The organism is Methylobacterium terrae (genome assembly GCF_003173755.1).
Lineage (GTDB): Bacteria > Pseudomonadota > Alphaproteobacteria > Rhizobiales > Beijerinckiaceae > Methylobacterium > Methylobacterium terrae.
On record NZ_CP029553.1, the window covers coordinates 1,433,686 to 1,451,279 of the forward strand.

A 17,594-nucleotide genomic window follows, 5' to 3' on the forward strand; every position below is an offset into this window, starting at 1 on the left:
CCAAGGAGGACACCGCCATGACCATCGACATCAAGACGGCTTCCCGCCCCTATCGCGGCGTCTTCCCCGTCGCCCCGACGATTTTTCACGAGAACGGCACCCTCGACCTCGACGGCCAGCGCCGGGCGATCGACTTCATGATCGAGGCGGGCTCGCACGGCCTGTGCATCCTCGCCAACTTCTCCGAGCAGTTCGTCCTCACCGATGCCGAGCGCGACGAGGTGATGACGGCCGTGCTGGAGCACGTCGCGGGCCGGGTACCGGTGATCGTCACCACCACCCACTTCGCCACCCACATCTGCGCCGAGCGCTCGCGCCGCGCGCAGGAACTCGGCGCCGCCATGGTGATGATCATGCCGCCCTATCACGGGGCGACGATCCGGGTGACCGAGGCCGGCATCGAGCGGTTCTTCCAGGCCGTCTCCGACGCGATCTCGATCCCGATCATGATCCAGGACGCGCCGGTCTCCGGCACCACGCTCTCGGCCGCCTTCCTGGCGCGGCTCGCCCGCGGGGTCGCGAACGTCTCCTACTTCAAGATCGAGACGGCCCAGGCCGCGGCCAAGCTCCGCACGCTGCTCGAACTCGGCGGCGACGCGATCGAGGGCCCGTGGGACGGCGAGGAGGCGATCACGCTGCTCGCCGACCTCGATGCCGGCGCCACCGGCGCGATGACCGGCGGCGGCTACCCGGACGGCATCCGCCGGATCCTCGACCCCTACCTCGCCGGGCGCCGCGACGAGGCGGTGCAGGCCTACGGCCGCTGGCTGCCGCTGATCAACTACGAGAACCGCCAGACCGGGCTGGCGGCCGCCAAGATCCTGATGAAGGAGGGCGGCGTCATCCGCTCGGATGCCGTGCGCGCCCCCCTGGAACTGCCGCACCCGGCGACCCGGGCCGGTCTGATCGAGATCGCGCGCAGCCTCGATGCGGCGGTGCTGCGCTGGGGGCGGTGACGGCCGTGACGGATGCGAGGAGCGGGTGTCAGCCCGCTCTCTCTTTCGCCTGCATGGAGTGGCGCAGCACGGCATTGATGCGTATCTGGTAGCCGCGACCTTCCTGGCGGAAGAAGCTCAGCACGTCGCGATCGAGCTTGATCGAGATCGCCTCCTTGCCGGGCGCCGGATCGTCGAGGCCGTCCCAGAACGCATCGTCGAGACCAGGGTGATCCGGATCCGCGGCTGCCATCTCCTCGATCTCCCTCTCGCTCCAGGCCGCGAGGCGGGTATGATCCGTTTCCGATGCGATCGGCCGGAACGCTCCGTCGGCATCGCGCCGCAGCAGCGTGCCGTCCGCCAAGCGGGTGAAGACGATGGGATCAGCGTTCGCCATAGCGTGCGCGCTCCTTTCGATTGGCGGGCCAAGCCGTGATCAGCCACGTCGTTGGTCCACGCATGGTGTACACGACAGTAAAATTCTGCCTAATGCTGCTCCTATCGTGACACGACGCACTTCGCCAAAATCGAAGCGTAGATCGGCAGCATCGAGGCGCCTGCCAGCCGCGAAAACCTCTGCCATATCCAGCAGGTCGAAGCCGCGCTCCTGCTGCAACCAAGCACGCTTACCGGGGCAGCATCCGAACAGGCGTTCCATGGGAGACGAGTATATTGTAATATATACTTTTGCAATGGGAAGTGGACGGACGCGCGTGTGGTCAGTTCGTGCGTCCGCTAGTTGGGCGGCGTTGCGGGGCGAGGAGGCGAAGGTGGACGGTATCGATTGCGGCGTCACCGTCCGCGCCTCACGCGACCGCGGTCCTGGGTATTTTCATAGCCGCGCCCTCACCTCCTCCACCACCCGCTCCGGCGTGAAGCCGAAATGGCGGGCGAGGTCGGCCTCCGCCCCCGAGGCGCCGAAGCCGCTCATGCCGACGAAGCCGCCCTCCTCGCCGAGGTAGCGGTCCCAGCCGAGGCGCACCGCCGCCTCGATCCCGACCCGGACGGTGCCGGGCCCCAGCGTCTCGCGGCGATAGGCGGCGTCCTGGCGCTCGAACAGCTCCCAGGACGGCATCGAGACGACCGCCGTCGGAATGCCCTCGGCCTCCAGCCGGCGGCGGGCCTCGACGGCGAGCGCCACTTCCGAGCCGGTGGCGAGGAGCGTGACCCGGCGGGGGCCGGACGCCTCCTCCAGCACGTAGGCGCCCCGGGCCGAGCGGTTCTCGCCCGCGCCGTCGCGGCGCAGGGCCGGCAGGGCCTGGCGGGCGAAGATCAGCGAGGACGGTCCGGTGCGGGTCTCGAGCGCGATCTCCCAGCATTCCGCCGCCTCGACGGCGTCGGCCGGGCGCAGGACCAGCATGTTGGGAATGGCCCGTAGGGAGGCCAGGTACTCGACCGGCTGGTGGGTCGGCCCGTTGCGGCCGATGCCGATCGAATCGTGGCTGAACACGAACGGCACCGGCAGGCCCATCATGGCGGCGAGGCGCAAGACCGGGCGCAGGTAATCCGAGAAGACCAGGTAGGTGACGCCGACCGGCACGACGCCGCCATGGGCGGCCATGCCGTTCATCATCGCCCCCATGGCGTGCTCGCGGATGCCGTAATGGACGTAGCGCCCGCCCTGGTCCTCGGCCGTGAAGGATCTGAGGCTGCGCTTGTGCTGGGTCGCACCCTCGAGGTCCGGCGCGCCGGAGAGGAGTTCGGGGATGGCCTCCGCGAGGCGGTCGACCAGCGCACCCGAGAGCGCGATGCCGGACTGCGCCCCGCCCGAGCGGGCGGCCTCGTCGCGAAAAGCGCGCAGCGGCGCCTCCCAGCCCTCCGGCAGCTTGCCCTCGCGCAGGCGATCCAGCAGGCGCCGGCGCTCGGGTGGAAGCGCGGCGACGCGGCGGGTCCAGGACTCGAATTCCGGGGCGTTCCGCTCGCCGGCCCGGCGCCAGGCGGCGCGGATCTCGTCCGGGATCTCGAAGGCGGGATGGGGCCAGTTCAGGGCCTTGCGGGCGGCTTCGCTCAAGCTCGCCGGGATGCGGGCCGAATGCGCCGCCCGGGTGCCCTCGACGCCGGGCAGGCCGCGGCCGATCACCGTGGTGCAGCGGATCATCGAGGGGCGCGGATCGACCTTGGCGAGAAGGAGCGCCGCCGAGACCGCCTCGATGTCGTGGCCGTCGACCTCCTGCACGTGCCAGTGGCTGAGCCGGAAGCGCGCCGCCATGTCGTCGCTCAGCGCGAGGTCGATCGCGCCGTCGTCGGTCATCTGGTTGTCGTCCCAGAGGAAGGTCAGCTTTCCGAGGCGCAGGTGGCCGGCGAGCGAGATCACCTCCTGGCCGACCCCCTCCTGCAGGCAGCCGTCGCCGACGAGCGCGTAGGTGCGGTGGTCGATGATGTCGGGCCCGAGCCAGCGATTCAGGTAGGCCTCCGCCAGCGCCATGCCGGCGGCGTTGGCGATGCCCTGGCCGAGCGGCCCGGTGGTGGTCTCGATGCCGTGGGCGGGCGCGTATTCCGGGTGGCCCTCGCAGGGAGAGCCGAGCTCGCGGAAGCGCTTGATGTCGTCGAGCCCGATCCCCTCGTAGCCCGAGAGGTGGAGAAGCGAGTAGAGCAGCATCGAGCCGTGGCCGTTCGACTCGACGAAGCGGTCGCGGTCGAACCACAGCGGCTCGCGGGCCAGGAACTTGAGGTGGCGGGTGAAGAGCGCCGTCACCGTGTCGGCGGCGCCGAGCGGCGTGCCGGGATGCCCCTCGCCCACCCGCTCGATCGCGTCGATGGACAGGAAGCGGATCGCATCCGCGAGCGCGCGCGGCTCGGTGCCGGTCATCTGGGTTCCCTCCCGGGGATCGTCGGGTGCTCTTGAGGCACGATCACCCAACCGCCCCCCGGGGCGGAACTCAAACGAGTTTTATCCCCGCGGAGATGAGCGGGATTCATCTCCCGCTCGTCTCCGCGTCAGGCGGCGATCAGCCCGCCCATCCGGGCGACCCGGCCGAGATGGTGGTCGGCGTCGCCGAACAGCTGGTCGATCATCGTGACCCGCTTGAAGTAGTGGCCGACGCTGTACTCCATGGTGACGCCGACGCCGCCGTGGAGCTGAACCGCGCCCTGGCCGACGATGCGGCCGGAGCGGCCGATCTGCACCTTGGCCCCGGCGATGGCGCGGGCGCGCTCGTCCGCGTCGTCCTCGCTCGCCATCATGGTGGCGAGGAAGGCCATCGAGCGCGCCTGCTCCAGGGCGACGAACATGTCGGCGGCGCGGTGCTGCAGCACCTGGAACGAGCCGATCGTCACCCCGAACTGCTTGCGGGTCTTCAGGTACTCGACCGTCAGCCGGTGCATCCGGTCCATCGCGCCGACCGCCTCGGCGCAGAGCGCCGCGATCGCCTCGTCGGTGACCCGCTCGATCACCGGCAGCGCGTTCGCGGGGTCGCCGATCACCGCGTCGGCCCCGACCCGGACCGAGGACAGGGACACCTCGGCCGCCCGCATCCCGTCCTGGGTCGGGTAGCCGCGGCGCGAGACGCCCTCGGCATTGGCCTCGACCAGGAACAGGCCGATGCCGTCGCGGTCGCGGCGCGAGCCACTGGTCCGGGCCGAGACGATCAGCCGGTCGGCGCTGTCGCCGTGCAGGACGAGGGACTTCTCCCCCTCCAGCACCCAGGCGTCGCCGTCGCGGCGCGCGGTGACGCCGACATCGTGGAGGTCGTAGCGGGCCTGGCGCTCGGTATGCGCGAGGGCGTAGCGGGTCTCGCCGGCGATGAGGCCCGGCAGCCACCCGGCGCGCTGCTCGGGGCTCGCGGCGTGGCGCAGCACGCCGCCGGCGAGCACGACCGTGGCGAGGTAGGGCTCGAGCGCCAGCGCGCCGCCGAACGCCTCCATGACGATCATGGTCTCGACCGGCCCGCCGCCGATGCCGCCATCCTCTTCCGAGAACGGCACCGCGAGCAGGCCCTGCTCGGCGTAAGATGCCCACATCGCCTTGGCGAAGCCCTCGGGCTCCTGGCCGTGGCGCTTGCGGGCCTCGAAGTCGTAGCGGTCGGCCAGCAGCCGCTCGACGCTGTCCTTGAGGAGGCGCTGCTCCTCGCTCAGATCGAAATCCATCGGGTCGTTTCCGTTCTCGCCAGCGCCTCGGCGCGGCTGCGTTTCTTCATCCCGTCCGCGACCTCATCGTGAGGTGCGAGCGACAGCGAGCCTCGAAGGAGGGCTCCAGGGATCGCGGCTCCTCCCGGAGCCCTCCTTCGAGGTCGGTCCATCGACGATGGACCGACACCTCAGGAGGAGGTCGAGGGTCGGAGGGGCCGGTCGTCCCGCCGCCATCCTCAGAGCCCCAGGATCGCCTTCGCGATGATGTTCTTCTGGATCTCGTTCGAGCCGCCGTAGATCGAGATCTTGCGCCAGTTGAAGTAGGTCGGCGCGGCGGGACCGGCCCAGTCGGGGCCGACCGGCGGCTCGTTGCTCAAGTGCTCGTCGCCCTCGTCCTCCGGCACGTAGGGCAGCGCGTAGGGGCCGACGACCTCGAGCAGGAGCTCGGTCGTGGCCTGCTGGATCTCCGAGCCCTTGATCTTGAGGATCGAGGAGGCCGGGTCCGGCTTGCCCTTCTCGCGGGTGCGCTCGGCGGCCACGACCCGCAGCTGCGTCATCTCGAGCGCCTTCAGCTCGATCTCGAGCGCCGCCAGCTTCTCGCGGAAGCGCGGGTTCTCCAGGATCGGCGTGTCGCCGACGCGCTCGATCGCCGCCAGTTCCTTCAGGCGCCGGATGCGCTGCTTCGAGACGCCGACGCGGGCGATGTTGGTGCGCTCATTGCCGAGCAGGAACTTGGCGTAGTCCCAGCCCTTGTTCTCCTGGCCGACCAGGTTCTCGACCGGCACCTTGACGTCGTCGAAGAAGACCTCGTTGACCTCGTGCCCGCCATCGATGGTCTGGATCGGCCGCACGGTGATGCCCGGCGTCCTCATGTCGATGAGGAGGAAGCTGATGCCCTCCTGCTTCTTCACGGTCGCGTCGGTGCGCACCAGGCAGAAGATCCAGTCGGCGTACTGGCCGAGCGTTGTCCAGGTCTTCTGGCCGTTGACGACGTAGTGGTCGCCCTCGCGCACCGCCTTGGTCTTGAGCGAGGCGAGGTCGGAGCCGGAGCCGGGCTCGGAGAAGCCCTGGCACCACCAATCGTCGATGTTGGCGATGCGGGGCAGGAAGTGCTTCTTCTGCGCCTCGTTGCCGAACTGGGCGATCACCGGGCCGACCATGTAGACGCCGAATTGCAGCGGCGACGGGGCCGGGAAGCTCTGGAGCTCGTCGAGGAAGATGTACTGGCGCACCGGATCCCAGCCGGTGCCGCCCCACTCGACGGGCCAGTTCGGCACCGCCCAGCCCTTCTTGTTGAGGATCTTCTGCCAGGTGACGATGTCGTCCTTCGACGGGTGACGGCCGTCGATCAGCTTCTGGCGGATCTCCTGCGGCAGGTTTTCCTGGAAGAAGGTGCGGACTTCCTGGCGGAAGGCGCGCTCCTCGGGGGTGAAGCGAAGGTCCATGGGGTGCCTCCTGAACGATTGATTATCTTGAATCTATTCGCTCGACGTCCAAACCCTCCCCTGCAAAGGGCAGGGCTGTCCGGGGAAAAGAGTCGCGCGCCTCCCCTCTCCCGTGTGGGAGAGGGGTCGGGGGTGAGGGTGGCTCGGCTTCCGCAACGACCCTGAACCATCGAGCTGCCAGCACCACGTTCAGCGACTTATGCGGAAACGTGTCACCCTCACCCCTACCCCTCTCCCACCCGGGAGAGGGCATCCCGCGCTTGATTCTAAAAAGGATTTTCCCCGGACAGCCCTGAGCAGAGGGGGGAGGGTTGATCTGCGCTACAGGTCCTTGAAGCCCTTGCCCTCGGCCGCCAGCCTTTCCAGCAGCGCCGACGGCTTGAACTCGTCGCCGTACTCGGCCTGGTAGGCGCGCAGGCGCTCCAGCACCTTGGGCAGCCCGATCGTGTCGGCCCAGAACATCGGGCCGCCGCGATAGACCGGCCAGCCGTAGCCGTTGATCCACACGATATCGATGTCGGAGGCCCGGATCGCCTTGCCCTCCTCGAGGATCTTCGCGCCCTCGTTGACCATCGGGTAGAGGGTGCGCTCCAGGATCTCCTGGTCGGTCGCGTCCCGGCGCGTCACGCCCTGGCGCTCGGCGACGCGCGCGATGATCTCCTCGGTCACCTTCGAGGGCGTCGCCTTGCGCTTGGCGTCGTAGTCGTAGAAGCCGGCGCCGGTCTTCTGGCCGCGGCGGTCCTGCTCGCAGAGGAGGTCGCGCACGCTCTCCGACTTGTTGGTCTCAGCGCTCCAGCCGATGTCGAGGCCGGCGAGGTCGCTCATCGTGAACGGGCCCATCGGCAGGCCGAACTCGTAGACCACCCGGTCGACGTCCCAGGGGGTGACGCCCTCGAGGATCAGGCGGTTCGCCTCGCGCTGGCGCTGCGCCAGCATCCGGTTGCCGACGAAGCCGTGGCACACCCCGACCAGCACCGGGATCTTGCCGACCTTGCGGCCGATCTGCATCGCGGTGGCGATGACGTCCTTGGCGGTCTTCTCGCCGCGCACGACCTCCAGCAGGCGCATGACGTTGGCCGGCGAGAAGAAGTGCATGCCGATCACGTCGGCCGGGCGGCTGGTCATCGCCGCAATGGCATCGACGTCGAGGTAGGAGGTGTTGGAGGCCAGGATCGCGCCGGGCTTGGCGATCGTGTCGAGCTTCGAGAAGATCTCCTTCTTGATCCCCATATCCTCGAACACGGCCTCGATGATGAGGTCGCACTCGGCGAGCTTCTCCAGCTCCAGGGTGTCGGACAGGAGGCCCATCCGGGTCTCGACGTCCTCGGGGCGCAGCCGGCCCTTCTTCGCGGTGTTCTCGTAGTTGGTGCGGATGGTCTTGAGGCCGCGGTCGAGCGCTTCGCGCTTCGTCTCGACGATCGTCACCGGGATGCCGGCGTTGAGGAAGTTCATCGAGATGCCGCCGCCCATCGTGCCGGCGCCGATGACGCCGACCCGGGCGATCGGGCGGGCGGGCGTGTCGTCGGGCACGTCCGGGATCTTGGCGGCCTGGCGCTCGGCGAAGAACACGTAGCGCTGCGCCGCCGACTGGGTGCCGGAGACGAGTTTCTGGAACTCCGTGCGTTCGAAGGCCAGCCCCTCGTCGAAGGGCAGGCGGCAGGCCGCCTCGACGCAGGCGATGCAGGCCTCCGGCGCCTCGAAGCCGCGGGTCTTGCGGGCGTTCTCCTCGCGGAACGCCGAGAACAGGCCCGGATTCTCGCGGCCTTCGGCGATCTTGTCGTCGCGGTCGCGGATCTTCAGGAGCGGACGACCTTCCGCCACGACGCGCTCGGCGAAGGCGATTGCGTGGGCGCGAAGCCCGTCCTCCGGCGCCAGCTCGTCGATCAGCCCCATCGCGGCCGCCGCCTTGGCGCCGATCGGGGAGCCGCCGACGATGACCTCGAGGGCCTTTCGCGGCCCAACCACCCGCGGCAGGCGCTGGGTGCCGCCCGCACCCGGCAGGATGCCGAGCTTGACCTCCGGCAGGCCGACCTTGGCGGACGGCACCGCCACCCGGTAGTGGCAGGCGAGCGCGGTCTCGAGGCCGCCGCCGAGGGCGTTGCCGTGGATCGCCGCGACGACGGGCTTTCCGGCCGCCTCGATGCGGTTGAGCAGGTCGGGCAGGCCGATGCCGCTCTGCGGCTTGCCGAACTCGGTGATGTCGGCCCCGGCCGAGAACATCCGGCCGCCGCCGATCAGCACGATCGCCCGGACGGCCGGGTCGGCCTCCGCGGCCTCGAGGGCCGCCAGGATGCCCTGGCGGAGCGCGGTGCCCAGCGCGTTCACCGGGCCGGATTGCAGCGTCAGCACCGCGACCGCGCCCTCGCGGGCGGTCGAGACCGGGGTTTGAGCGGGCGTATCTTGCGCCATATCCGAAAAAATCCCTCTGCCGGCGTCCTCCGGGCGCCTCTTGCCGGGCGCCGTCACGAGCCGGAATATGTGGCAGGTTCAGTAGATCTCGAACAGGCCCGCGGCCCCCATGCCGCCGCCGACGCACATCGTGACCACGCCGTACTTGGCGCCGCGGCGGCGGCCTTCCAGGAGGATGTGCCCGGTCATCCGCGCGCCCGACATGCCGTAGGGGTGGCCGATCGAGATCGCGCCGCCATCGACGTTCAGGCGCTCGTCCGGGATGCCGAGCGTGTCGCGGCAGTAGAGGACCTGGCTGGCGAAGGCCTCGTTCAGCTCCCACAGGTCGATGTCCTCGACCCTGAGGCCATGCTGCTTGAGCAGCTTCGGCACCGCGAAGACCGGGCCGATGCCCATCTCGTCCGGGTTGCAGCCGGCCACCGCCATGCCGCGATAGGCGCCGAGCGGCTGCAAGCCCCGGCGCTCGGCTTCGCGCGCCTCCATCAGCACCACGGCCGCCGCGCCGTCGGAGAGCTGGCTCGCGTTGCCGGCGGTGATGAACCGGCCTTCCTTGATCCGCTGGCCGTCCTTGAAGACGGGCTTCAGGCCCTGCAGGTCCTCGAGCTTGGTCTGGGGCCGGTTGCCCTCGTCCTGGGCGAGCGTGATCTCCTTGTGCGAGACCGCGCCGGTCGCCTTGTCGACGACGGCCATGCGGGCCGCCATCGGCACGATCTCGTCGGCGAAGCGGTTCTCGGCCTGCGCCTTGGCGGTGCGCTGCTGCGACTGCAGGGCGTAGGCGTCCTGCGCCTCGCGGCTGATCTTGTAGCGCTCCGCGACGTTCTCGGCGGTCTCGATCATCGTCATGTAGATCGCCGGCACGTGCTCGACGAGCCACGGGTCCTGGCCCCGGAAGCGGTTGGCCTTGTCGTTCTGGACGAGCGAGATCGATTCGAGGCCGCCGCCCACCGCGACGTCGAGACCGTCGGTGACGATCTCCTTCGCGGCCGTCGCGATCGCCATCAGGCCCGAGGCGCATTGCCGGTCGAGGCTCATGCCGGCGACCGTCTCGGGCAGGCCGGCCCGCAGCGCCGCCTGGCGGGCGATGTTGCCGCCGGTCGAGCCCTGCTGGAGGGCCGCGCCCATCACCACGTCACCGATCTCGGCCGGGTCGATGCCGGCGCGCGAAACGGCGTGCGCGATGGCGTGGCCGCCGAGCGCCTGGGCCTGCGTGTCGTTGAACGCGCCCCGGTAGGCCTTGCCGATGGGGGTGCGCGCGGTGGCGACGATGACGGCTTCCCGCATCTTTCGGTTTCCTCCGACGACCCCGTCCGCCGCTCTCGGGCGGGGCGGGGTTCTGCCTCATTATCGTGGATTGGGTATGGAGCCGCAAGGCCTCCGAAACCCGAGGTCGAGCGAGGGACAACACCCCCGGTCCGACCACCCCACGGCCGCGTTTTCGAAAACACGGCTTGCTTAATCGCCATACAGGGCTAAGGTCGCCTCAAAAGCAAGGCCTGTTTTGGCAAGGGCCTGCGGGAGGACGCCCCATGCAGTCGCCGCTCTTCGACCTCTCCGGCCGCGTCGCCATCGTCACCGGCTCGTCGCGCGGCATCGGCCGGGCCATCGCCGAGCGCCTGGCCGAGCACGGGGCGAAGGTCGTCATCTCCTCGCGCAAGGCGGAGGCCTGCGCGCCCGTGGCCGAGGCGATCAACGCGCGCCACGGCGAGGAGCGGGCCCACGTGATCCCGGCCAGCATCTCGTCGAAGACCGATCTGGAGCGGCTCGCGAAGGGCACCGAGGACCGCTTCGGGCGCATCGACACGGTCGTCTGCAACGCCGCCTCGAACCCGTATTACGGGCCGATGAGCGGCATCTCGGACGACCAGTTCCGCAAGATCCTCGACAACAACGTCGTCGCCAGCCACTGGCTGATCGGCTTCTGCGCGCCCGGCATGATCGCCCGCAAGGACGGGTCGATCATCCTGGTCTCGTCGGTGGGCGGCCTGAAGGGCTCCGGGGTCATCGGCGCCTACAACGTCTCGAAGGCGGCGGACTTCCAGCTCGCCCGCAACCTCGCGGTCGAGCTCGGGCCCCACAACGTGCGGGTCAACTGCATCGCGCCGGGCCTGATCCAGACCGACTTCGCCCGCGCGCTGTGGGAGGACCCGAAGTCCCGCGCCGCCTACACGGCGCGCACGCCGCTCGCCCGCATCGGCCAGCCGGACGAGATCGCCGGCGCGGCGGTGTTCCTGGCGAGCCCGGCCGGCGCCTTCATGACCGGCCAGAGCATCGTGATCGACGGCGGCCAGACCATCACGTGAGCCCGACCGTCGTCCCGTCGACCGCAGAGAGCCCATCATCACGAGCCCGCCGATGACCGAGCCGACGACCGTGCCGACGACCGTGCCGTCCTGGCCCGCCCTCTCCCTCGCCGAGGCGACCGCGCGCCTGACCGCGCCGGGGGCGCCCTTCGCCATCGCGGAAATCCCGATCCGCGGCGTGCCGAATCGGATCTGGGTCAACGCGCCGCTCACCCTGCGCGACATCTTCGTGGCCGGACGGGCGCACGGGGACAAGACCTTCCTGGTCTACGAGGACGACCGGGCGAGCTTCGAGGCGTTCGGTCGCGCCACGCTGGCGCTGGCCGCGGACCTGGTGCGCGGCGGCGTCCGCCCGGGGGACCGGGTGGTGATCGCGATGCGCAACCTGCCGGAATGGCCGGTGGCGTTCTTCGCCGCGATCCTCGCCGGCGCGATCGCGACGCCGCTGAACGCCTGGTGGACCGGCCCGGAGCTCGACCACGGCTTCACCGATTCCGGTGCCCGCGTCGCCATCGTCGACGAGGAGCGCTGGGCCCGCATCGCCGACCGGCGCGCGGGCTATCCGGCCCTCGAGCGGGTGCTGATCGCCCGCGCGCCGGCGGCCCCCGGCACCGAGAGCCTGACCGACCTCATCGGCCCGGTCCCGGCCTGGGGCGGGTTGCCGGAGGGGAGGCTGCCGGACGTGGCGATCGGCCCGGAGGATGCCGCCACCCTGTTCTACACCTCGGGCACCACCGGCCGCTCGAAGGGGGCGGTCAGCACGCAGCGCGCGGGGGCGAGCGGGGTAATGGCGCATCCCTTCTCGGCGGCGCGCGCCTTCCTGCGCCGGGGCGAGCCGGTGCCGGCGCCGGATCCGACGGCGCCCCAGAAGGCGGCGCTGCTGTCGATCCCGCTGTTCCACGTCACCGGCTGCTTCGCGACCCTGGTGACCAACCTCCATCGCGGCGGGCGCCTGGTGATGATGCGGCGCTGGGACCTCGCCCGCGCCATGGCGCTGATCGAGCGCGAGCGCTGCACCAGCGCCGGCGGCGTGCCGACGATCGCGTTCCAGCTCCTGGACGGGATGGCGGCCGGCACCCACGACCTCTCCTCCCTGGAGACGATCAGCTACGGCGGCGCCCCGGCCCCGGCCGAGCTGGTGCGGCGCCTGAGGACCGCCTTCCCCGCGGCGCAGCCCGCCACCGGCTGGGGCATGACCGAGACCACCGCCACCTTCACCCACCACCAGGGCGAGGACTACGTCCACCGCCCCGACAGCTGCGGGCCGCCGCTGCCGATCTGCGAGGCGAAGGTGATGGATCCCGAGGAGACGCCCCTTCCCCCGGGCGAGGTCGGCGAGCTGTGGGTCAAGGGACCGATCGTGATCGCCGGCTACTGGAACCGGCCCGATGCCGACGCGACGGTGTTTCGCGGCGGCTGGCTGCGCACCGGCGACCTGGCGCGGATCGACGAGGAGGGCTTCATCACCATCGTCGACCGGGCCAAGGACATGCTGATCCGCGGCGGCGAGAACATCTATTGCGGCGAGGTCGAGAGCGTCCTCTACGAGCACCCGGCGGTGGTCGACGCCGCCGTCGTCGGCATCCCGCACCCGACGCTCGGCGAGGAGCCCGGCGCCGTGGTGGCGATCGCCCGCGGGGCGGAAGCCGGCGAGGAAGCGTTGCGCGCCTTCGTGGCCGGGCGCCTCGCGGCCTTCAAGGTGCCGGTGCGCATCCTGCTCCACGACGAGATCCTGCCGCGCAACCCGAACGGCAAGATCCTGAAGAGCGAGCTGAAGAAGCTGTTCTGAGGGGCGCCGGGGATCCCCCAGGGCGTTCCGGGGCCGCGGGAGCGGAGCCCGGATGCACGGGTGGTGCAGGATACGGCGGAGCAGTCAACAGCGTTTCCCTCGAGGAATGCCGTTCGGAATCTCAGTTTGCTTCGACCGATCCGACGCAGCGACGATCCCGCGTCAACCGACGTAGACCCCCGCCCCCTCGAAGGTCACCCCCGCGAAGTCGCCCCGGCGCCAGCGCAGGCGCACCGCGACCGTGCGCAGGTCGTCGGCGGCGATGACGAGGGCGAACGCCTCCGGCAGCGCGATGCGGGCGGGCACGCGCAGGCGCGCCCCGGCGGTCGAGACGTCGGTGACCTCGCAGGCGACGAGGCGGTCGGGGCCGAGGACGAGCCGGCCCTGCTGGAACACGCGGCGGCGCCGGCCCGCGCGCGGGATCGGGTCGGCGCTCCGGCCGTCCCCGTCCCCGGCGCCATCGCTCTCCCGCCGATCGGTCATGGAATCCCCGCACCGGGCCCTGGCGCCCGTCCGGCGACGCTTACGCCATTTCCGGGCGGGGCGGAAACCCGGCCTGCGGCCCGGACGGCCCCGTTAACCACTCGTCAAGCCTGTTCCTTCATCTCTCGTTAGCCATCAACGTCGCGACCGATCCCCGGCCATGTCCGCAAACCCGGCCCAACCCGGCTTCGAGGCCAAATCCGGCCTCAAGGCCAAATCCAAGCGCCCCTCCCTGCCGCCGGAGAGCCCGATCGCCGGCCTGATCGCCCGCCGGCGGGCCCGGGAGGCGGCGGCCGAGCGGGGCGTGTTCGGGGCGGCCATCCTGCTGGCGCTCATCGCCACGGGGTTTGCCGGCTACACCCTGTCCCGGCCGGTCCGGCCCTACGACGTGCAGGCGGTGCTGCCGGCCACGACCGGGCCCTTCGCCTGGAAGCGGAGCGTGGCGGAGACGCGCCCGCCCGAGACCGATCTCGATCCTCTGATCACCGGCTCGCTGCCGGACGCCCCGCCGGCGCCCGGAGCGATCCGGGCCGAGGCCCTGCCGGAGCGGATGGCCCCGCCGCCCTCGGGCTACGCCCTGCGCCGCGTCTCCGCCGGTCAGGCCGTGATCGAGGGGCGCGACGGCCTGCACCAGGTCGGGATCGGCTCCACCCTGCCGGGCGCCGGCCGGGTGCTGTCGATCCGCTCCACCGGCGCCGGCTGGATCGTGATCACCACCGAGACCATCATCGGACCGACCGCGCTGTGAGCCGGGCACGGCAAGCTCCGAGCAAGCGTGGCTGCCTAGAGCGGGGGCCAGAGCGGGGCCTCGCGCGGCGCCGTCCCGCCGCCCCGGGCCGACGGGCCGGAGACCTGAACCCGTGACCAGCACCCTGACGAGCTACCTGCTCGTATCCCGCAACCTCGCGACCTCGATGCAGCGCAAGGGCGCCGAGCCGACCGTCGCCCGCGAGACCGCCTACTACCAGGCCAATATCGGCAAGGTGAAGTCGGTCGACGACTTCATGGCCGACCAGCGCCTCTACAGCTACGCGGTCAAGGCCTTCGGCCTCGAGGACATGGGCTACGCCAAGGCGTTCATGCGCAAGGTCCTGACCGAGGGCACGAGCGACCCGGCCGCCTTCGCCAACCGGCTCGCCGACGACCGCTACGTCGCCTTCGCCAAGGCCTTCGACTTCACGCAGGGCGCCTCCGCGACCGGCACCGACGCGGTCCTGACCGACACGGGCCAGGTCCCGGCGGTCGGCGCGCGGCTCTCGCTGGCAGGCGCGCTCGACGAGACCTACGACTTCTCCGGCACCGGCGAGGCGCGCTTCACGCTCTCCTCGCAGGTCGACGCGGGCACGACGAAGACGGCGACCATCGTCCTCAACCGGGCGAGCCTGACCGGCAAGGTCGCGGACCTGAGCCAGGTCACCCAGACCGAGATCGGCCAGGCGATCAGCGCCCAGATCGGCGCCTCGGGCGCCGACGGGCTGAGGGGCCTGGTGCAGGTCGGCATCGGCGTCAACGGCACCCTGTTCTTCGAGACCACCGGCATCACCGATTACGGCTTCGACGGCGCGCCGGGCGGCGAGGGCGTGAATGCCGACACGGTCACCCTCGCGGGCGGCAAGGTCCGCACGGTGAGCGTCAGCAACGCCGCCCTGTCCGCGCCCGGCCAGACGGCCGTCGACATCGGCAACGGCACGGACGTCCCTCCTGACGCCAACGTCCAGGGCGTGGTCGACGCCTACCTGCGCCAGAGCCTGGAATCGGATGCCGGCGCCGAGGATACCGGGGTGCGCCTCGCCCTCTACTTCGCCCGCAAGGCGCCGACGCTCGGCAGCGGCTACGACATCCTGAGCGACGCCGCCCTGACCCAGGTCGTCAACACGGTGATCGGCCTGCCGGCGACGAGCAGCGCCACGACCAGCGAGGCGCTCGCCGCCCGCGCGACCCTGATCTCGTCCAAGGTCGACTTCGCGAGCTTCCGGGACCCGGCCAAGGTCGAGGCCTTCGCCCGGCGCTTCGCGGCGATCTGGGACGCGCAGAACAACACCGCCACGGATCCGATCCTGGCGCTGTTCAGCAACGGCCAGGCGTGAGGCGACGATGCAGAACAGCCTCTACGTCAACCTCTCGGCCCAGGTCGCCCTCGACAAGCGCCTGACGACCACCGCCAACAACGTCGCCAACATGGCGACCGCGGGCTTCCGCGCCGAGGAGACCAAGTTCTCCGCCCTGCTCGCCCAGGCGACCAAGGGCGCGGTGGCCTTCGTGGGTTCGGGCGACACGTACCTGTCGCGGGCCTCCGGCCAGGTCTCCCGGACGGATTCGCCCCTCGACGTCGCCGTGCAGGGCGATGCCTGGCTGGCGATCCGGGGTACCTCGGGCCCGGCCTATACCCGCGACGGGCGCCTGACCATGGACGCCACCGGCCAGCTGCGCACCCTGACCGGGCAGCCGGTGCTCGATCCGGGCGGCGCGCCGCTCCTCCTCGATCCGCAACAGGGACCGCCGACCATCGGGCGCGACGGCAGCATCTACCAGGGCACCAACCAGGTCGGCGCGCTCGGCGTCTACACGATCGACAAGGCGGCGACGCTCACCCGCGCGCCGGGCAACGCCGTCACGCCGAGCCTGCCGGCCAAGCCCGTTCAGGACTTCACCGGGATCGGCATCGTCCAGGGCTACGTCGAGGGCTCGAACGTCAACCCGATCATGGAGATGACGAAGCTCATCTCGATCCAGCGCGCCTTCGAGAGCGCCGCCACGGCGACCGCGGAAGCCGAATCCTCGCTCCAGAGCGCCGTGAAGTCGCTCTCGCCGCAGGGCAGCTGAGATGAACGCCGACCCGATCGCGCGCCTCGCCGAGGCGATGGCCGCCGCGCGGCAGGACGGGGCCCTGGTGCGGGTCGGCGGGCCGGTCCGCGAGGTGACGGCGAGCGCCTGCCGCATCGGCGGCGTCGCGCCCTTCGTGCGCCTGGGCGACCGGATGGCGTTCTCAGCCAACGGCCGCGAGCAGGTCGGCGAGATCGTGCGGGTCGATGCCGAGGGCGCGACCCTCAAGGCCTACGAGAGCCGGGTCGAGGCCGGGATCGGCACCATCGCCCGCCGGCTCGGCCCGGCGGAGCTGCGGCCCGATCCGAGCTGGAAGGGCCGGGTCGTCGACGCCCTCGGGCGCCCGGTGGACGGGGCCGGACCCCTGGCGGTCGGCGCGCGCGCCACCCCGCTCGACGCCGATCCGCCGGCGGCCCTCGGCCGCGCCCGGGTGCGCGCGTCCCTGCGCACCGGCGTGCGGGCGCTCGACCTGTTCACCCCGCTCTGCGCCGGCCAGCGCATCGGCATTTTCGCGGGCTCCGGCGTCGGCAAGTCGACGCTGCTCGCCATGCTGGCCGGCGCGGAAGGCTTCGACAGCGTCGTGGTCGCCCTGGTGGGCGAGCGCGGGCGCGAGGTGCGCGAGTTCCTGGAGGGCGCGCTGGCACCGAGCCGCGCGCGCGCCGTGGTGGTGGTCTCGACCGGCGACGAGAGCCCGATGATGCGCCGCCAGGCGCCCCGGGCGGCGCTTGCGATCGCCGAGGCCTTCCGCGATCGCGGCGAATCGGTGCTGCTCATCGTCGATTCGGTGACCCGCTACGCCCACGCCGCCCGGGACGTCGCGCTGGCGGCGGGCGAGCCGGCGGTGGCCCGCGGCTACCCGCCGAGCGTCTTCTCCGACCTGCCGCGCCTGCTCGAGCGGGCAGGCCCGGGCCTGGAAGGGACCGGCACCATCACGGGCGTGTTCTCGGTCCTCGTCGACGGCGACGACCACAACGACCCCGTCGCCGACAGCATCCGGGGCACCCTCGACGGCCACGTCGTCCTCGACCGCGCCATCGCCGAGCAGGGGCGCTACCCGGCGGTCGACCTCCTCGGCTCGATCTCGCGGCTCGCCACCGAGGTCTGGACCCCCGAGCAGCGCGACCTGATCCGCAAGCTCCGGGCGATGATGGCCCGGTACGAGGAGACCCGGGACCTGCGCCTGATGGGCGGCTACCGGGCCGGGACCGAGCCTGAGCTCGACCAGGCCATCGGCCTGGTGCCGCGGATCTACGACGCCCTGCACCAGGATCCGGGCCAGCCGCCGAGCCGGGACGCGTTCCTCGAGCTCGCCCAGAGCCTGCGGGGCTGAACGCCATGGTCC

14 protein-coding genes are annotated in these 17,594 nt (G+C 71.2%); 7 read left to right on the forward strand and 7 right to left on the reverse strand.

Going from position 1 to position 17,594, the window contains the following annotated elements; genetic code table 11:
* Window positions 1-17: 17 nt before the first annotated feature.
* The gene (locus DK419_RS06420; RefSeq protein ID WP_208642290.1) at window positions 18-956 is read left to right on the forward strand and encodes a dihydrodipicolinate synthase family protein; all 939 of its coding nucleotides are present in this window, start codon (window positions 18-20) and stop codon (window positions 954-956) included.
* 28 nt (window positions 957-984) lie between these two features.
* Here the strand turns inward: DK419_RS06420 and DK419_RS06425 are convergent, their stop codons facing one another.
* From DK419_RS06425 to DK419_RS06450, 6 genes are all read right to left on the reverse strand, one after another.
* Complete coding sequence (locus tag DK419_RS06425; protein ID WP_109958348.1) at window positions 985-1,332, reverse strand: BrnA antitoxin family protein; 348 nt, start codon at window positions 1,330-1,332, stop codon at window positions 985-987.
* A gap of 435 nt (window positions 1,333-1,767) precedes the next feature.
* On the reverse strand, window positions 1,768-3,744 hold the full coding sequence (tkt, locus tag DK419_RS06430; RefSeq protein WP_109958349.1) for a transketolase: 1,977 nt from the start codon (window positions 3,742-3,744) through the stop codon (window positions 1,768-1,770).
* A gap of 128 nt (window positions 3,745-3,872) precedes the next feature.
* On the reverse strand, window positions 3,873-5,021 hold the full coding sequence (locus DK419_RS06435) for an acyl-CoA dehydrogenase family protein (RefSeq protein ID WP_109958350.1): 1,149 nt from the start codon (window positions 5,019-5,021) through the stop codon (window positions 3,873-3,875).
* Window positions 5,022-5,239: 218 nt separating this feature from the next.
* Window positions 5,240-6,448, reverse strand: a complete 1,209-nt coding sequence (pimC, locus tag DK419_RS06440; protein WP_109958351.1) for a pimeloyl-CoA dehydrogenase large subunit — start codon at window positions 6,446-6,448, stop codon at window positions 5,240-5,242.
* Window positions 6,449-6,769: 321 nt separating this feature from the next.
* Window positions 6,770-8,857, reverse strand: coding sequence for a 3-hydroxyacyl-CoA dehydrogenase NAD-binding domain-containing protein (locus DK419_RS06445; RefSeq protein ID WP_109958352.1), 2,088 nt, complete (start codon window positions 8,855-8,857; stop codon window positions 6,770-6,772).
* A gap of 78 nt (window positions 8,858-8,935) precedes the next feature.
* The gene (locus DK419_RS06450; RefSeq protein ID WP_109958353.1) at window positions 8,936-10,138 is read right to left on the reverse strand and encodes an acetyl-CoA C-acyltransferase; all 1,203 of its coding nucleotides are present in this window, start codon (window positions 10,136-10,138) and stop codon (window positions 8,936-8,938) included.
* A gap of 245 nt (window positions 10,139-10,383) precedes the next feature.
* On the opposite strand from DK419_RS06450, the gene DK419_RS06455 reads away from it, so the two are divergent.
* Together DK419_RS06455 and DK419_RS06460 are read left to right on the forward strand one after the other, a co-directional pair.
* On the forward strand, window positions 10,384-11,157 hold the full coding sequence (locus tag DK419_RS06455) for an SDR family oxidoreductase (RefSeq protein ID WP_109958354.1): 774 nt from the start codon (window positions 10,384-10,386) through the stop codon (window positions 11,155-11,157).
* Window positions 11,158-11,209: 52 nt separating this feature from the next.
* The gene (locus DK419_RS06460) at window positions 11,210-12,946 is read left to right on the forward strand and encodes a class I adenylate-forming enzyme family protein (RefSeq protein WP_109958355.1); all 1,737 of its coding nucleotides are present in this window, start codon (window positions 11,210-11,212) and stop codon (window positions 12,944-12,946) included.
* Window positions 12,947-13,108: 162 nt separating this feature from the next.
* On the opposite strand, the gene DK419_RS06465 is transcribed toward DK419_RS06460, so the two are convergent.
* Window positions 13,109-13,429 carry a PilZ domain-containing protein gene (locus tag DK419_RS06465; protein ID WP_109958356.1) on the reverse strand — a complete coding sequence of 107 codons (321 nt, stop codon included), beginning with the start codon at window positions 13,427-13,429 and terminating at the stop codon, window positions 13,109-13,111.
* 160 nt (window positions 13,430-13,589) lie between these two features.
* Between DK419_RS06465 and DK419_RS06470 the strand changes: the two genes are divergently transcribed.
* From DK419_RS06470 to fliI, 4 genes are all read left to right on the forward strand, one after another.
* Window positions 13,590-14,177, forward strand: a complete 588-nt coding sequence (locus DK419_RS06470; RefSeq protein WP_109958357.1) for a hypothetical protein — start codon at window positions 13,590-13,592, stop codon at window positions 14,175-14,177.
* A 112-nt stretch (window positions 14,178-14,289) separates the two neighbouring features.
* Window positions 14,290-15,516: a DUF1217 domain-containing protein gene (locus DK419_RS06475; RefSeq protein ID WP_109958358.1), complete on the forward strand. Its 1,227-nt coding sequence runs from the start codon at window positions 14,290-14,292 to the stop codon at window positions 15,514-15,516.
* Window positions 15,517-15,523: 7 nt separating this feature from the next.
* Window positions 15,524-16,252, forward strand: coding sequence for a flagellar basal-body rod protein FlgF (gene flgF, locus DK419_RS06480; protein WP_109958359.1), 729 nt, complete (start codon window positions 15,524-15,526; stop codon window positions 16,250-16,252).
* A gap of 1 nt (window position 16,253) precedes the next feature.
* The gene (gene fliI / locus DK419_RS06485; RefSeq protein WP_109958360.1) at window positions 16,254-17,582 is read left to right on the forward strand and encodes a flagellar protein export ATPase FliI; all 1,329 of its coding nucleotides are present in this window, start codon (window positions 16,254-16,256) and stop codon (window positions 17,580-17,582) included.
* The last annotated feature ends 12 nt before the right edge of the window (window positions 17,583-17,594 follow it).

What these genes read in the sequence shown, in the direction of transcription:
- DK419_RS06420 (WP_208642290.1), top strand. Translation starts at nt 18, where the DNA reads ATGACCATCGACATCAAGACGGCTTCCCGCCCCTATCGCGGCGTCTTC.
- DK419_RS06425 (WP_109958348.1), bottom strand. Translation starts at nt 1,332, where the DNA reads ATGGCGAACGCTGATCCCATCGTCTTCACCCGCTTGGCGGACGGCACG.
- tkt (WP_109958349.1), bottom strand. Translation starts at nt 3,744, where the DNA reads ATGACCGGCACCGAGCCGCGCGCGCTCGCGGATGCGATCCGCTTCCTG.
- DK419_RS06435 (WP_109958350.1), bottom strand. Translation starts at nt 5,021, where the DNA reads ATGGATTTCGATCTGAGCGAGGAGCAGCGCCTCCTCAAGGACAGCGTC.
- pimC (WP_109958351.1), bottom strand. Translation starts at nt 6,448, where the DNA reads ATGGACCTTCGCTTCACCCCCGAGGAGCGCGCCTTCCGCCAGGAAGTC.
- DK419_RS06445 (WP_109958352.1), bottom strand. Translation starts at nt 8,857, where the DNA reads ATGGCGCAAGATACGCCCGCTCAAACCCCGGTCTCGACCGCCCGCGAG.
- DK419_RS06450 (WP_109958353.1), bottom strand. Translation starts at nt 10,138, where the DNA reads ATGCGGGAAGCCGTCATCGTCGCCACCGCGCGCACCCCCATCGGCAAG.
- DK419_RS06455 (WP_109958354.1), top strand. Translation starts at nt 10,384, where the DNA reads ATGCAGTCGCCGCTCTTCGACCTCTCCGGCCGCGTCGCCATCGTCACC.
- DK419_RS06460 (WP_109958355.1), top strand. Translation starts at nt 11,210, where the DNA reads ATGACCGAGCCGACGACCGTGCCGACGACCGTGCCGTCCTGGCCCGCC.
- DK419_RS06465 (WP_109958356.1), bottom strand. Translation starts at nt 13,429, where the DNA reads ATGACCGATCGGCGGGAGAGCGATGGCGCCGGGGACGGGGACGGCCGG.
- DK419_RS06470 (WP_109958357.1), top strand. Translation starts at nt 13,590, where the DNA reads ATGTCCGCAAACCCGGCCCAACCCGGCTTCGAGGCCAAATCCGGCCTC.
- flgF (WP_109958359.1), top strand. Translation starts at nt 15,524, where the DNA reads ATGCAGAACAGCCTCTACGTCAACCTCTCGGCCCAGGTCGCCCTCGAC.
- fliI (WP_109958360.1), top strand. Translation starts at nt 16,254, where the DNA reads ATGAACGCCGACCCGATCGCGCGCCTCGCCGAGGCGATGGCCGCCGCG.